Origin of the sequence: Enterococcus sp. BWR-S5 (assembly GCF_016745255.1) — a bacterium.
Lineage (GTDB): Bacteria > Bacillota > Bacilli > Lactobacillales > Enterococcaceae > Enterococcus_L.
In genome coordinates this window covers 108470-123864 of sequence record NZ_JADOEQ010000013.1, presented here as the reverse complement: position 1 = coordinate 123864, position 15395 = coordinate 108470, and the positions used below count along the sequence as shown (strand labels likewise).

12 protein-coding genes and 2 other annotated features are annotated in these 15395 nt (G+C 39.2%); of the genes, 10 read left to right on the top strand and 2 right to left on the bottom strand.

Annotation, left to right across the window (positions count from 1 at the left end; translation table 11 throughout):
* Positions 1-9: 9 nt before the first annotated feature.
* Together IW510_RS14955 and IW510_RS14950 are read left to right on the top strand one after the other, a co-directional pair.
* Positions 10-792 carry a glycyl-radical enzyme activating protein gene (locus IW510_RS14955; RefSeq protein WP_202061005.1) on the top strand — a complete coding sequence of 261 codons (783 nt, stop codon included), beginning with the start codon at positions 10-12 and terminating at the stop codon, positions 790-792.
* Positions 793-880: 88 nt separating this feature from the next.
* Positions 881-1561 carry a fructose-6-phosphate aldolase gene (locus tag IW510_RS14950; protein WP_202061002.1) on the top strand — a complete coding sequence of 227 codons (681 nt, stop codon included), beginning with the start codon at positions 881-883 and terminating at the stop codon, positions 1559-1561.
* A gap of 508 nt (positions 1562-2069) precedes the next feature.
* On the opposite strand, the gene IW510_RS14945 is transcribed toward IW510_RS14950, so the two are convergent.
* Positions 2070-3581, bottom strand: coding sequence for a helix-turn-helix domain-containing protein (locus tag IW510_RS14945; protein ID WP_202061000.1), 1512 nt, complete (start codon positions 3579-3581; stop codon positions 2070-2072).
* A 333-nt stretch (positions 3582-3914) separates the two neighbouring features.
* Positions 3915-4148, top strand: a binding site (T-box leader).
* Between the two features lie 57 nt (positions 4149-4205).
* Positions 4206-4459: a binding site (T-box leader), on the top strand.
* Between the two features lie 117 nt (positions 4460-4576).
* On the opposite strand from IW510_RS14945, the gene IW510_RS14940 reads away from it, so the two are divergent.
* The 6 genes from IW510_RS14940 to IW510_RS14915 all read left to right on the top strand — a co-directional run bounded on the left by IW510_RS14940 (position 4577) and on the right by IW510_RS14915 (position 9952).
* On the top strand, positions 4577-5647 hold the full coding sequence (locus IW510_RS14940) for a methionine ABC transporter ATP-binding protein (RefSeq protein WP_202060998.1): 1071 nt from the start codon (positions 4577-4579) through the stop codon (positions 5645-5647).
* 57 nt (positions 5648-5704) lie between these two features.
* Positions 5705-6385 (top strand): methionine ABC transporter permease, encoded by a 681-nt coding sequence (locus tag IW510_RS14935; protein ID WP_202060996.1) that lies wholly within the window; start codon positions 5705-5707, stop codon positions 6383-6385.
* A gap of 21 nt (positions 6386-6406) precedes the next feature.
* Positions 6407-7240 (top strand): MetQ/NlpA family ABC transporter substrate-binding protein, encoded by an 834-nt coding sequence (locus IW510_RS14930; protein ID WP_202060994.1) that lies wholly within the window; start codon positions 6407-6409, stop codon positions 7238-7240.
* 23 nt (positions 7241-7263) lie between these two features.
* A complete protein-coding gene (locus IW510_RS14925; protein WP_202060992.1) occupies positions 7264-8454 on the top strand; it encodes an amidohydrolase in 1191 nt (396 codons plus the stop codon).
* Between the two features lie 209 nt (positions 8455-8663).
* Positions 8664-9542: an AraC family transcriptional regulator gene (locus IW510_RS14920; RefSeq protein ID WP_202060990.1), complete on the top strand. Its 879-nt coding sequence runs from the start codon at positions 8664-8666 to the stop codon at positions 9540-9542.
* On the top strand, positions 9539-9952 hold the full coding sequence (locus IW510_RS14915; RefSeq protein WP_202060989.1) for a DUF3788 family protein: 414 nt from the start codon (positions 9539-9541) through the stop codon (positions 9950-9952). Before IW510_RS14920 ends, IW510_RS14915 begins: the two co-directional genes overlap by 4 nt.
* A gap of 110 nt (positions 9953-10062) precedes the next feature.
* Here IW510_RS14915 and IW510_RS14910 read toward each other — a convergent pair whose 3' ends face one another.
* Complete coding sequence (locus IW510_RS14910; protein WP_202060988.1) at positions 10063-11040, bottom strand: LPXTG cell wall anchor domain-containing protein; 978 nt, start codon at positions 11038-11040, stop codon at positions 10063-10065.
* Between the two features lie 358 nt (positions 11041-11398).
* Between IW510_RS14910 and IW510_RS14905 the strand changes: the two genes are divergently transcribed.
* The gene (locus IW510_RS14905; protein ID WP_202060987.1) at positions 11399-12850 is read left to right on the top strand and encodes a GW dipeptide domain-containing protein; all 1452 of its coding nucleotides are present in this window, start codon (positions 11399-11401) and stop codon (positions 12848-12850) included.
* 536 nt (positions 12851-13386) lie between these two features.
* Entirely contained in the window at positions 13387-15309 is a 1923-nt protein-coding gene (gene glgB / locus IW510_RS14900) for a 1,4-alpha-glucan branching protein GlgB (protein WP_202060985.1), read from the top strand.
* Positions 15310-15395: the final 86 nt, after the last annotated feature.

Below are 15395 nucleotides of genomic sequence, written 5' to 3'. Positions count from 1 at the left end.
CGAAAAATAATGGATAAGGGCTTAGTCTTCAATATTCAACGCTATTCCATTCATGATGGCGGCGGTATTCGAACAATTATTTTCTTAAAGGGTTGTCCTTTGGCCTGTCCTTGGTGCTCGAATCCGGAATCGAGAAAAGGCGTTCAACCGAGCAGTTGGCAAAAGAATGGGCGGACAGAAACAATTGGTGAGTGGTATGATGTTGACACCTTAGTGGATGAAGCGATGAAGGATGAGATATTCTACAGAACCTCCGGCGGCGGAGTGACACTTTCCGGCGGCGAGGTATTGATGCAGGCGGATTTTGCAGCAAAGCTGTTGGAAGAGCTGCATGAGTTAGGCATCCATACAGCCATCGAGACAACAGGCTGTTTTCCAATAGAACGATTGTCAAAGCTGCTGCCTCATTTGGATCAAATTCTTTTTGATTTAAAAATCATGGATGAAGATATGTCTAAAAGAGTGATAGGGGCAGATGTCACGACAGTGAAAGAAAATTTTGAAGCAGCATTGGCAGCTGAGGCTGTTGATGTGATCCCGCGAATTCCTTTGATTCCAAGCTATACGGATAGTCGTGATAATTTACTGTCAATCATAGAATACCTTAAGCAGCTAGGCGTGTTATCTGTTCATCTACTGCCGTTTCACCAATATGGCAGTAATAAATATGATTACTTAGGGTGGGACTATGAGATGGAAGATACGGCAGTTTTGTCTAAGCGAGAAATTAGTGCAATCAAAGAGCTGTTTGAAGCAGAGGGAATAAACGCTTCCGTGGATGGTTTGGAGTAGTGAGGCTGGCTGAGCTAGGCTGGTTTCGAATGATTTTTATAAATAAACGTGCTGCAATCGATGCAGTAAAATGAAGGAGCTGTCAATTATGGAATTTATGCTGGATACAGCAAATTTAACGGATATAAAGAAATATGCAGGTATTTTGCCATTAGCAGGGGTGACCTCTAATCCATCGATTGTTAAAAACGAGGGGAAAATCGATTTCTTTAATCATATGAAAAAGATACGTGAAATTATCGGAAAGGATTGTTCGCTTCATGTTCAAGTCGTTGCACAGGACTTTGACGGCATGATGGCAGATGCCAGAGCAATTGTTGCCTCTATTGATAAAGAAGTATATATTAAAGTGCCCGTGAGTGAAGAGGGGATGAAAGTTATCAAGGTATTGAAGCAGGAGGGCTTTCATGTTACTGCAACTGCAATCTATACGAAGTTCCAAGCGTATCTGGCAATAGCAGCCGGCGCTGACTACATTGCTCCCTATTTTAATCGAATGGAAAACTTGAATATTGACCCTCGAGAAGCCATCAAAGAAATGGCATTGGAAATCGCTCGAACGAACAGCTCAACAAAAATATTGGCGGCCAGCTTTAAAAATGTTGGACAGGTGAATGCCGCACTGGAAAATGGTGCACAAGCTGCAACCATGGGAACGGATATCATCCAACAAGCATTTGGCATGCCATCTATTCAAAAGGCTGTTGATGATTTTACCGCTGACTGGGAACAGATTTTTGAAGCGGGAACGAAAATTTCTGATTTATAATTTCTACTGCTCATTTTCAGCTTTATTTGTCGAGCTTTTCTGAAGACTGCAGAGGTTGATACGCCAGCGCTGTAATGGAACAGATTAGACAAATTGAAGAAGAGCAAACTATAGATATTACACGAAAAACGATTATGAACCGCTGAAGCAGAAAAGGTGCCTTACCTCCTTTTTTTCCTCAGCGGTTCATCTCTATATCTAACAACCCTTTTATTTATCTAAAATAAACTTCTCATCTCTCCTGTTTTTAGATGAACTCCTTTTTTTATCAACCCACTGAAAAAAACAGAAAAAGTTTATTTTATTTGGACGAATGTAAGTGCTCGATTACTATGTGCATTCGATATTGATTCAATCGAATCGTTTCATTATAGCTGCTTCAGCTATGCTGATATGTATGAGAAACACTTACAAGATGAGTATAACGTATAGCTAAAACAAAAAAATAGGTCATTTTTTCCTAAAAATCAGAAAAAAATGACCTGATGTGGAGCATACTTGAATCTGTCTATTCAAATTCATCCTTAGAAAGAATGGTAGTAAGAAAGCGTCTGACATTTTGCCAATCCTCCATCGTAGGAACAGGGGCCAGTTCATATTGTGTAAGCTTTTGTGCCGATGCTGCTATGTATGATGGGTAGTTACTGATGACGACATCAATTTGGTTCCTTTTAAGAAAATCCAGCTCTATTGCTTTGTTTAAAAGGAACTGCATATGTATACCGGAAAAGGTTTTATTGATAACAAGGAGGAGATAATCCAAAAATACATTGTCTCCGTTCAGAGCAAACAGCACTTTTTTCTGCTCTGTTTTTTCTTGGTATAGGTAAATAACCGTGTAGATAGTTAAGTTCGCGCAAATATCATCAATATGCTCAACTTTCAATGGCTGAAAGGCTGAAGAAGAACTTAGCAAGCAAAGCCATTTACTAAAAGTAGCAGGATGCTCTTGGCGAATAAACTGCACGATATGACTGTCATTTTTTTTGAATAATGGCGTAATCCGATTCAAAAAGAAATGGACGGCAAAATAATTCTGTAATGCTTTGAAAAAATCCGGCACCTCGTGGATTTCAGTATTGAAATGCTGAGAAATTTCAATGGAAAGCTTGTAAAGCGTTTTTTGCAATGTAGGGTCTTTGAATGAAAAATCCGGTTCTCCAAATAAATAATCCTTATAGACAATACAGTCTAAGCTGGCAGCGTAAGAAAAAATCATTTCATTTTCGGAGAAGCCGATAATTTCAGGGTAAAAGCGTTTTTGAATATCCAAATAAATCATTTTAAAGAGCTTATATTTTTTTGGGAAAAAAATCTCTTCAGCATGAATGTCGCTGCCTTCGTAATAAAAGCCATTTTTGAAGCGCAGCTTTTGAACCATTTGCCAGAAGGCCAGTCGTTTATGATCCAACAGGATTTTCAACTTCAATTTTTCTTCCAGACAAAGAGAAAGATACGCAACAGATTCCTGATGGGAAGCTTCCGGCTGATAGGTATCTCTGATATTTTCTGAATCATGGAAATACTGAAAATAGAAATAGCGAATGTTTTCTTCCTTGCCTATCAGCTGAACAGGAGATAACGTGAGCGATAGAGAATATTTTTTTAAGATTTTCCGCAGCTTCAGCACATGTCGTTTCAATGTTGCTTCCGATACAAAGCAGATATCTTCTAACACATCTAATGTAAGAGCCTTTTGAACAAACAACAGGTCCAATAGTTTGAAGCTCAATACATCGGAGGATAAATGACAGAACATCTGATCGACAACAGATGAATCAACGGGCTGTAAAAGAATGCCGCTATTTGTTTCTTCAACAAGACGTTGCCCCGTTGGTGCGAAGGTAAGCAGCTGATCGATATCCTGACGAATGGTTTTACTGCTGACCTGAAACTGTTCAGCCAACTCCTCAATGGAAATCGGATAATACGATTTTTTTAAAGTAGCTAAAATATTCAGCTGTCGCTGGATTTTTTTTTCAGTAACTAATTGCAATAGTAAAGAGTGAATGGGAATCATTCCTTTTTCTGACTATAAAATCAGTAGTGGTGTGTGAAATAAAATAACGTTTTTTATTTATCAATATATCTCTGTACTCTTTTTATTTCTTGATTAAAGACTAATTATACAAGTTGACAAGTGAAAATAAGTTTAACACACACTTTTTTTTATAACATTAAAATATCATGGGGGCTTTCTTTTTTTTTGAGTGGATTTTGCTAAATTTGTTTGTAGATTTACAGGGAAGGTTTTTCATTTAAGAAATAGGGAAAGCCCATAAAATAAAATTTTTTTATAAAAGTAATTGACAATCTATAATTATTCCTATAATATGCTAATCAACACTTAATAAAACATTCGTTGAAGAGAAGAGTAAGTTTGGTTTATCTTTTTAGAGAGTCTCCATTTGGTGAAAGGAGATAAGGTAGAAGAGCTGAAGATGGTCTCTGAGAAAAAGCTGTTGATAGGTAAGCAGCTTCGGGCAGCACCCGTTATCAATGCAGCAAGTTAGAAAATGACTTGAGATGAGAGAAGCAGACACTGTTTGCTTAAAAAAGGTGGTACCGCGATAATTTCGCCCTTTTACTGATAATTCAGTAGAAGGGCTTTTTGTTTGCCTGAATCAGATTGAACGAACGAATAGATAAAGCATGGAGATGGAAAGTACATATGGAGAATCATCCAACAGAGAGCCTGTGAATGCTGAGAGCAGGTGATGAACAACGTATGGAAAATGGCCATTGAGCAGCGCTCCGAGTGGGAAATCCATAAGGCAGCGACGGGGGCACCCGTTATAGTGCTAGAGTATAAGCAGAAGACTACTGCCGTACTCGATGAGGGTATTTGCGCGAGTGAATACCAAAATGAGGTGGTAACACGCAGAAGGCGTCCTCAAGTGTACAAATTTTTGTGCATTTGAGGATGCCTTTTTCTTTTTTGTAAAGAGGTGAGAAGCAAGTAACTGTGAGTCCTGTCAAAGACAGACTCTTGAATAAATTGTGAGGTGGAGCGAAGTGATTGAATTAAAAAATGTAAGTGTAACATTTCAGGAAAAACAGAAAAAAATCGATGCAGTCAAAGATGTATCGTTGACTATTGAAAAAGGCGATGTGTTTGGAATTGTTGGATATTCCGGCGCCGGAAAGAGTACTTTGGTTCGAGTAATCAACCTTTTACAGCGACCTAGTGCCGGCGAAGTAATCATTAATAAGGAAAAGCTGTTAACCTTTTCAGCCAAGCAGCTGAGAGAGCAACGGAAGAAAATTGGGATGATTTTCCAGCACTTCAATTTGATGAATGAGCGGACCGTTTATGATAATGTCGATTTTTCCCTGAAATATTCGGGAATAAAAAAAGAAGAACGAAAGGGAAAGATTGAAAAGCTGCTGCAGCTGGTTGGGCTGGAGGAAAAACAGGAAGCCTATCCCAGCCAGCTATCCGGTGGTCAAAAGCAGCGTGTTGCAATCGCCAGAGCCTTGGCAAATGATCCGGAAATTCTGCTATGTGACGAGGCGACCAGTGCATTAGACCCGAAGACGACCAATCAAATATTGGATCTCTTGAAAAGACTTAACCGAGACTTAGGGTTGACGATTGTTCTAATCACACATGAGATGCAGGTAGTGAAAGAGGTCTGCAATCGTGTGGCTGTCATGGAGGACGGAAAAGTGATTGAAGAGAACGATATTGTTGCTGTGTTCAGTAATCCTAAACAGGAATTGACGAAAGACTTTATTCGGACAGCCGCTCATATTGACCAAGCATTGGAAACCATTCTTGAGCATCCGACATTAACCAATCTAACGGAGCACGAGGAGCTGGTGGAGCTGTCTTATGTGGGAGAACAAACAAGTGAACCGCTAATTGCACAGCTGTTTAGTAAGTACCATGTTGTGACAAATATTCTATACGGAAATGTCGAGATTGTTCAGCAAGTGCCGATTGGACGATTGATTGTGGTTCTTTCCGGAGAAGAAAAGCAACGGGAGAAAGCCAGAACGTATTTACTTGAACAGAAGGTGAAGGTCACAATCTTGAAGCAGGTGCTTGATAGTAAAAAAGAACGGGCACTTCATGTGATTTAAAAGGATGAATGTATCTATAGATGAAAAATAGATGGAAGTGGAAGGGAAGAAGCAAGAATGAAAAATTTTTTAGAAACAAATTTTCCAAATGTGATTCAACTAAAACAGGAATTTATTGATAGCACGTTGGAAACTCTTTATATGGTTTTCTGGACGGCACTGGGTGCAGGGATATTGGGTATTCTCTTAGGTGTCATTCTGGTGACAACCGCACCAAGAGGGATTTTCGCGAATCAGGCGGTTTATAGTGTCTTAGAAAAAATCATCAATGTGTGCCGTTCGATTCCTTTTATCATTATGTTAGCGTTGATTCAACCAATTACACGATTTTTGGCGGGAACGACGATTGGGACAACAGCTGCTCTAGTGCCATTGATTGTTGGTGTTACTCCATTTTTTGCCAGACAGATTGAGAATGCACTGCTGGAAGTGGATCAGGGCATTATCGAAGCAGCAGAGGCAATGGGCACAAGTCCTTTAGGAATTATTTTCAGGGTGTATCTCATTGAGGGGTTACCTAGTATTATTCGAGTTTCGGCAGTCACTGTTATCAATTTGATTGGCCTGACGGCAATGGCCGGAGCAATTGGTGCCGGCGGATTGGGAAATTTGGCAATTACAAGAGGCTATAATCGATTCCAAACGGATGTCACAATAGCCGCAACAGCAATTATTTTAGTTCTGGTATTTTTGAGCCAGTTCATTAGTAATCAATTAATCAAGCGTACATCACATTAATTTGAGAAAAGAGGAAATAGGATGAAAAAGACAGTAAAAATTTTAGCAGTAGCAGCATTAGCAGGATTGGTATTGGCAGGTTGTTCTTCAGGGAGTGCCAAAAGTGACAAAACAGAGAAGGTTAAATTAGGTGTTGTCGGTGCGAATAATGAGGTTTGGGAATCCGTGAAGGATCGTCTGAAATCAGAAGATATCGACTTGGAAATCATTGAGTTTTCAGATTACACGCAACCAAACGCTGCATTAGCAGAAAAAGAAATAGATTTGAATTCATTTCAGCATCAAATCTTTTTAGATAATTACAATACGGAGCATAAGACCGAGCTAGTTTCTATCGGGAATACAGTCAGTGCGCCATTAGGTATCTATTCCGAAAAAATTAAGGATGTCAAAGAGCTTAAGGAGGGGGCAGAAATTGCGATTCCAAATGATACAACCAATGGTGGGAGAGCCTTGCTGCTGCTTCAAAGTGCCGGTTTGATTGAAGTTGATCCTGCAAAACAGCAGACACCAACTGTCAACGACATTACAGAAAATAAATTGAATTTGAAAATCACAGAGCTGGATGCTGCTCAAACGGCACGAGCGTTACAGGATGTCGATGCTTCAGTTATCAATAGCGGAATGGCTGTCGATGCAGGCTTTGTACCAACAGAGGATGCCATCTATCTAGAGCCTGTCGATGAAAAATCGAAGCCGTATGTGAACATCATTGTTGCAAGAAAAGAAGATGAAGAGAATGAGCTTTATCAAAAAATTGTCGATGCTTACCAGCAAGAAGATACGAAAAAAGTAATTGAAGAAACATCAAAAGGTTCAAGTGTTCCGGCATGGGAAACATTTGGACGTAAATAATCAAAAATTAGGAGGAATCAGCCATGAGTATAGCCGTTGAAAAATCAATCAGAGATGAAGTATTAGCAGGAAAGGAAGAAGTCATCGCGTTACGCAGACACTTTCATCAATATCCTGAAGCAAGCTTAAAGGAATTTCAAACAATCAAAAGGATTAAAGAGGAACTAACAGCACTAACTATTCCTTTTGTCGAGGTTGGAGAAACGGGTGTGCTTGCAACAATTGAAGGACGTGCACCAGGAAAAACCATTCTATTACGTGCGGATATTGATGCGTTGGAGCTGGAGGATAAAACTGAGAAAGACTATCAGTCAAAAAATCCGGGACTGAATCATGCTTGTGGACATGATGGTCATGCGGCTGCATTATTAGGGGCTGCCAAAATATTGAAAAATCGCGACAAGGATTTTGTCGGAACCATCCTATTGGCTTTTCAGCCGGCAGAAGAAATTGGTGCCGGAGCTTGCCAGTTTGTAGATGGCGGGTTTGTAGAAAATGTTGATCGTGTATTCGGAATTCATTTAGATTCCAGTGTGGAGGTTGGCAAGCTGGTTGCGACAAAAGGACCAACGAATGCTTCCTGTGATATATTCAAAATTGAAGTAGAAGGCTTCAGCAGCCATGTAGCACAACCTGATGTGGGTCGTGATGCAGCATTGGCAGCAGCCAGTATTGTCGTAGAACTGCAAAAGATTGTTGCAAGAGAAGTCTCACCTTTGGATACAGTTGTTGTTGGCATTGGTGTGATTAAAGCAGGGACACGCTATAACATCGTCGCCAATCACGCTGAAATCGAAGGAACGGTTCGGACGTTTAGTCATGAGACGCGTGCGTTTGTTTTAAAAAGGGTTGAAGAAATTGCCAATCAAATTGCTGAAGCACATCGTACCAAGATTTCACATTTCTCAGTTTATGACGCGGCAGGTCCGTTGATTAATGAGGAAGAGGCGACTGTATTGGCACAGGAGGTAGCGGCAGATATTGTTGGTGCAGAAAATGTTATCAAGGATCATCCGAAAAGCTTAGGCGCTGATGATTTTGCTGATTTCCTGAGTAAAGCTCCTGGTGTTTATGGCCGTGTCGGTACCCGTAATTTGGCTAATGAGGAAACTCAGTACGGGCACCATCATGAAAAGTTTGATATCGATGAGGATGGTTTAGCCTATGCAACAGAATACCACGTTCAGTATGCGCTAAGCTATCTGGCGGAATAAGGAAAATCAAAATAGTGAGAACTGTTTTTATGAGATAAAAAATAGAAAATGCTGGAAATGCTGCTAAGCAAGCTTTCCAGCATTTTTTATTTGGCATGTTTCTTATACAGGGAGACATACCTGCTCTCTAATTATTATGCAAGAGGAGAGGACGGAATTTTTTCGGTGCCTTATAATAGAGTATATAAATAGTATCGGAGATGATAAAAATGGATTGGATAGAAAAAATGAATGCAGCCATTCTCTATATCGAACAACATATTACAGAAACGTTGAATACAGAGGATATTGCTAAAGTAGCAGGCTGCTCTGCTTATCATTTTCAGAGAATGTTTGCTTATATGACAGGAACGCCTTTATCAGAATATATTCGGCGCAGAAGAATGACCTTGGCAGTGACCGATTTAAAAAGTGCTGATATGAAAATTATAGATGTGGCATTAAAATACGGCTACCACTCACCTACTGCATTTAATCGTGCATTTCAAAGCGTACATGGAATCGCACCTTCTCTCGTTAAATTAGACGGTGTACCAATTAAATCGTATGCACCTCTTAGCTTTCAAATGGTCGTAAAAGGAGCAGAAAGTCTGGATTTCAGGATTGAGACAAAAGAAGCCTTTCGTGTGGCCGGTATTTCTATTCCACTTTTTGGTGATTTTGAAGAGATGAATGAGCCGATTGAACAAATGTGGAAAATGGCTGAAGAAAACGGTACAATTCAGAATTTAGAGAGAGTAATGGAAAAAGAGCCGTTGGGCTTACTTGAAGTGATGGCACCAGATGATACTACGGAGCATTGGCGGTATTTGATTTCGGTTGCAACCGATGCACCTATAGAAGAGCCTCTGGAGGAGTATATAGTGGCTGCTTATACTTGGGCCATTTTTTCATACGAGGGAAAGACAATTGAAGAAACACAGGAGTTAGGGAAGCGCGTGATTTCAGAGTGGCTGCCAACAAGCGGCTATGAATATGACAATGGTCCTGATATTTCAGTCCATGTTAAAGCTGGTAAAGAGAGAACTCTTCTTGAGTATTGGCTGCCTATCAAAAAAGCGACTGAAAGAGAGGTTGATTTAGGATGATAGATTTCAAAAAAGATAAGAGTGTGGAGCCAACGGATGAAAATTTAAAAATTGTCCTAGGAGATAGCTTTTCTGCCTATAAAGCATTAGTAGAAAAATTATCAGATTTTGAAGCGAGTCTGGAGTGGCGTTTTTACAGGGATGGAGGCTGGCTTGCCAAGGCTACTCGGAAGAAAAAAACAATATTCTGGGGAGAACCGGCGGAGGGGCATTTCACTATCGGTCTTCATTTCAATGAAAGAAATAAACAAGGCGTTTTAGAACTAGATATCGCAGAGGAACTAAAACAATTATTTTCCAATACACCGCCCAATGGTAGTAAGTTAACCACGCTTAAAATCGATATCTCCAGCGAAAGCGTATTACCCGATGTCTATCAATTGATCGAGTATAAAAAGAGAGCCAAATAACAGAAATAAAGGAACACTTGATTAGCAAACAGATATAAAAAGAATGTAAACAAATAGCAGAGCAATGATACTTCTAAAAACGGAAGTATCATTGCTCTGCTATATTATTTTTATTTGTTCACGTTCCGTTTTTTCACTAAAAACATACTAAAGGCTCCAAGGAATGCTAACATACCGCTGGCTTTTAGGGTAGTATCATTTTCCTCGCCAGTCGAAGGCAACGCCTTCCCAGTTGCTGGTTTAGGTTTAGCAGAATTTGTCGTGCTCTCTGATGTTTGAGCTTCTGAACTGCCAGTTGATTCCGTAGTAGATTGTGTTGTATCCGCTAATGGAATTTTGAATTGCGTCGCATCACTGAATTCTAGGCCATCCGGGGAAGAAACTATCGCTGCCATTAAACGGCCACGCTCAAACTTATCTGCCGAGATAGAAAAGTTTCCATATTCATCTGCTACAGTACTAATTTCGTTGAACTCTTCACCACTTGCCAAACCGACTTTGTAGAAATTAATTTTATGATTTGGCAATGTCTTTCCATTCAGTACATGATTTTCCGCATCATAAGAGAGCTCTGGCGCCGGGATAGTATTAACGTTATTTTGTACGGAGTAAGAACAAGTGATTAAATAGGTCGTTTCTCCATCAAGATCCGCTAATATCTTAGTTGTATGAATCCCTACTGTATCAGCAATGAAATCTTCCCCAGTTTCAAAACGATAATTTGTAAGCTTTTTGTTCAATGAATTCTCTATGCCGACTTGAAAACCAATAGCGCTGATTTTATCTCCTTTTTCATGAAAGGCAGTGATTACTGAAGAAAGGTTTATTTCTGTAATAGAGCCGGTGCTGGAAGCATCTAACTTCTCGGTTTTGCTTGAGGTAAAAGGTATTGAAGTATCAGGCACTGGTTCCTCACTTGTGGAACTAGCTGAGCTTTCTTCAAGGGAACTTTCTGAGGTTGACGTTTCAATGGTTTGAGCGGAGCTGCTCTCCATCTCAGTGGAATCTGTTTCTGCAAATGCTTTTGAAGTAACACATAAAGATAACGATAAAATACCAACCAATCCAACAAACTTAATTTTTTTCATTTTTACTTCCTCCCAATTATTTTTTTGAAATATTTGCAACATAACTGTAACATGATTGTATTTAAAATGCAATGTAATTTCTAATTAAGATAAGAAAATTTTCGTAATTGCTCTTGCACAGAAAGTTAAGAATGAATAATTCTCAAATACCGGGGTTTGTAAAATAGAAGTATAAGGATGTGTAGTTGGAATAAAATAGTATAAAAAAGCGAACTATTTCCGAATTTGATTACTTGATTTATATAGTAAATTGAAACTAAGCAAAAAGACGTTTTTGCTTAGCTATATGATGATAATTATACTTAGTTGTCATTTATAGTATATGGCGCTATTTATTTTTATAGAAGGAGAGAATGAAATGGCAAACGAAGGAGCAGTTTTAATTGCGGGAAATCAATGGCTAGGCGGACAAGGGGTTCCCGTATATGCAAATGGAGGTAATTACAATACACGTTATCAATGTGTTGAATTGCCACAGGGAAGGCTATACCCAAAATTTGGTTGGCCAAGAGTATATGCTGCTGGTAATGGGGGAGCAACGTATATTCCGGAAGGATCACCGGGGTTAACCAGATACAACCCAGGTTCTAAATATATCCCAGTTCCGGGAGATTTAGTTATTGAAAATACCACTAGTACAAATGCATATGGACATGTGTCAGTCGTTGATTACACTGATGTAAGCAAAGGGATTATTTATGCTGTAGAACAGAATGCTTCAGCAAATGGGCGAGTAACGTACAGTTATAATGGGAGTAATTATGCAGGGCTTTCATCGAGTAGATCAGTTAGATGCATTCTTCATGCACCAAGTAATACGTTTAAAAATCCGGCAACGTATGATACCATAAAAACGCAATATGGCATTACTAGGAGTGCGAAAATCATTAGCAGTATTTACAATGAATATGGCAATGCACCTTATAAGACACAAGGATATAAGGTACTAGGAAGCCTAAGCTCAATGGTAAATAAAGCTGTAACAATTACACAAGTAGCTGTTACTTCTGCTAATAACAAACTATATCAATTTAAGATTGATGGGAATAGCTATTGGGCGGATTATCGGAATTTCTCAGCAGTAGATAATACTATTTCTAATACTGCTATGAATAGGGCTGCAAAGGTAACTCCATCACAATATGACGAGTATGGAAGTAATTCATATAATGAATTGGATTACAGGACATTAGGTAGCACTAAATCATTTTCAGGTAGAGAAGTAACTGTTTTGAATTTAGTAAAAGCCAAGAATGGTGGAACCTATTACAAATTTAGAATTGATGGAAAAGACTATTGGACAGATTGTCGAAATCTGTCATTAAGAGATACTATAAGTAGTGAAACGACCACAAGCAGAACCTGGCGAATCATCAGTTCTCCATACAATGAATATGGCAATGTTCCATATAATACAGCAGGATATACTTTATTAGGAAGTTTGAGCGGTTTCGTTGGAAGAAATGTACCAATACACAAGGTTGCTAAAACGTCAGGTAATAACACGCTGTATCAATTCACTTTAAATGGAAAGCAGTATTGGGCGGATCATCGCAATTTTGAAAATTTGGATAAAACGGTTGAAGATGTAGTATACAATGTTAAGTTGGTTGTGACACCATCACAATATGACGAGTATGGAAATAACCCATACAACGCATTAACCTATAAAACATTGGGAAGTACTAAAGAATTTGCTGGTCGAACAGTCCAGATTTCAAGAAGAGTAAAGACTCAATCGAATAATACGTACTATCAATTTACTGTTGATAACAAAATGTATTGGTCAGATTATCGAAACTTTAAATGAAATTGATTTTAACCTGGAACAAATGATATGTTAGGAAAACGATAGTTTAGTCGGAAACCCGATTATTCTATCGTTTTTTTGAGAACTCCTATGGCTGTTTATTCAAGTTTTTCGAAAATAGCCAATTTTCCCAATCAAAAGCTGTTCATCTTTTGGGGATAAGAGCAGTCAATGAATCTTATGGATAAACAAAAAAATGTATTATTGAATTCTAATTTTCAGTTTTGTTATATTCGTTTAATTATTTTGATTGATGATGTTTTTATTACAATTTGCAATGATAGGATATATACAATTAAACCTGTTTTTCATCGGGAAACAGCTAAAATGTTTTTTAATAAAAAATCAATAAAAACAACGAATGAAAGCGCTTTTATGGTAAAATGAAGTGTGGGAGTTATTTGCTTTTATTTTTATTTTTTTTCCATTTCCTTTATACTTAAATCGAAAATGAAAATTTGATTAAAAAATGGAAATGCTCCTGAAATTGAGGGGACTCCCCCAAAAAAAAACAGGTTCAGAAGAGGAGGTTGAGAATGAACAAAACAAGTCAGTATGGAAACACACCGGAAGAAGATCAGCTGCAACGATTTCTTTCAGGTGAAAATTTCTATAGTCATCACTATTTTGGGTTTCACAGAGAGACAAAAAATGGGGTGGAGGGCTATGTTTTTCGAGTTTGGGCTCCAAATGCTGAACAGATTTGGCTGGTTGGCGATTTCAATGAATGGACAGATTCTCTAGCTATGGACAGGCTGGAAACCTATGGAGTCTGGGAGCTGTTTACTGAACTGCCGTCGGAAGGGGATTATTATAAATACAAGGTGCGACAGGCAGGGGGACGGGAAATCTACAAGATTGATCCATTTGCAGTACATTTTGAAAAGCGGCCTAATGATGCCGCGGTAATCCATACCATCTCAGAGAGAAAGTGGAAGGACGGACTCTGGCTGGGTAGAAAGAAACGCTCGAATTATTTTAACCGTCCGATGAACATCTATGAAGTTCATGCGAGTTCATGGAAGCAGAACGAAGATGGGACACCTTACAGCTTCGGTCAGCTGACTGAAGAATTGATTCCTTATGTCAAAGAGATGGGCTATACCCATATTGAATTTATGCCATTGATGGAGCATCCGTTAGGCATGTCATGGGGCTACCAGCTGATCGGCTATTTTGCTTTAAGCTCTTATTATGGAACCCCGGAGGAGTTTCAGGAATTTGTGGAGACCTGCCATTTAAATAATATTGGTGTCCTTGTGGATTGGGTACCGGGGCATTTTTGTATCAATGATGACACACTGCCTTATTATGATGGAACTCCGCAATTTGAATATGAGGATCCTGACCGTGCAAAAAATATACGCTGGGGCTCTCTGAATTTTGATTTAGGGAAACCACAGGTACAAAGCTTTTTAATTTCGAGTGCGTTGTTTTGGCTGGAAATGTATCACTTGGACGGTATCAGAGTAGATGCTGTTTCAAACATGCTCTATAGAGACTACGATGAAGGCCCTTGGACATTAAACCATGAAGGGGGAAACCGAAATCTTGAAGGATATTACTTCCTGCAGAAAATGAATGCAGTAGTTAAACTGGCTTATCCTGAAACAATAATGATTGCTGAAGAAAGCTCTTCGGAAACACAAATTACCGGACTGATTGAAACCGGGGCGCTGGGCTTTGACTACAAATGGAACATGGGGTGGATGAACGATACGTTGCGATTCTACGAAATGGACCCGGTATTTAGAAAGGATCACTTCAATTTGCTGACCTTTTCCTTTATGTACATGATGGATGAAAACTTTATTTTACCGCTGTCTCATGATGAGGTTGTCCATGGGAAGAAGAGCTTGATGCATAAGATGTGGGGGGACCGATACAAGCAGTTCGCTCAGCTTAGAAATCTTTATGTGTATCTAATGACTCATCCTGGAAAGAAGCTGTTGTTCATGGGCAGTGAGTGGGGGCAGTTTCTGGAATGGAAGTACGATGAAGGACTCGAGTGGCAGGATCTTACTGATGAAATGAATGCTAAAATGCAGCAGTTTACTAAGTATTTGAACCAATTTTATAAGGAAAATCGAGCGTTGTGGGAGCTGGATCACAGCTACGATACCATCGAGTTTATTGATGCGGATAACAGCCAGGAAACAATTCTGAGCTATATTCGCAAAGGAAAATCGAAAAAGGATTTCTTGATTGTTGTGTTGAATATGACGCCAATCGAACGAAAAGATTTTGCTATAGGGGTTCCTTTTGAAGGGACTTATGAAGAGGTTCTCAATACTGAGATGGAGGAATTCGGTGGGACCTGGACCCAACCCAATATACCCGCTGAAACACGGGCAGAACCTTTCAAACAGTTGGGGTATCAGATTAAAACGATTGTTCCGGCACTTGGAGCCATCATTTTAAAACCAAAAGATATCAATACACGGAAAAAGAGGGAATAATTGATTGGTTCAGGCGAAAGTGAACCTTTTGTCAGTTCTGTAAAATCAAAGGATGCATAGAATTTTGAGGATGAAAGGAGGCAAGG

Excerpts from the sequence above, each read along its gene's own strand:
- IW510_RS14955 (WP_202061005.1), top strand. The coding sequence starts at position 10 with ATGGATAAGGGCTTAGTCTTCAATATTCAACGCTATTCCATTCATGAT.
- IW510_RS14950 (WP_202061002.1), top strand. The coding sequence starts at position 881 with ATGGAATTTATGCTGGATACAGCAAATTTAACGGATATAAAGAAATAT.
- IW510_RS14945 (WP_202061000.1), bottom strand. The coding sequence starts at position 3,581 with ATGATTCCCATTCACTCTTTACTATTGCAATTAGTTACTGAAAAAAAA.
- IW510_RS14935 (WP_202060996.1), top strand. The coding sequence starts at position 5,705 with ATGAAAAATTTTTTAGAAACAAATTTTCCAAATGTGATTCAACTAAAA.
- IW510_RS14930 (WP_202060994.1), top strand. The coding sequence starts at position 6,407 with ATGAAAAAGACAGTAAAAATTTTAGCAGTAGCAGCATTAGCAGGATTG.
- IW510_RS14925 (WP_202060992.1), top strand. The coding sequence starts at position 7,264 with ATGAGTATAGCCGTTGAAAAATCAATCAGAGATGAAGTATTAGCAGGA.
- IW510_RS14920 (WP_202060990.1), top strand. The coding sequence starts at position 8,664 with ATGGATTGGATAGAAAAAATGAATGCAGCCATTCTCTATATCGAACAA.
- IW510_RS14915 (WP_202060989.1), top strand. The coding sequence starts at position 9,539 with ATGATAGATTTCAAAAAAGATAAGAGTGTGGAGCCAACGGATGAAAAT.
- IW510_RS14910 (WP_202060988.1), bottom strand. The coding sequence starts at position 11,040 with ATGAAAAAAATTAAGTTTGTTGGATTGGTTGGTATTTTATCGTTATCT.
- IW510_RS14905 (WP_202060987.1), top strand. The coding sequence starts at position 11,399 with ATGGCAAACGAAGGAGCAGTTTTAATTGCGGGAAATCAATGGCTAGGC.
- glgB (WP_202060985.1), top strand. The coding sequence starts at position 13,387 with ATGAACAAAACAAGTCAGTATGGAAACACACCGGAAGAAGATCAGCTG.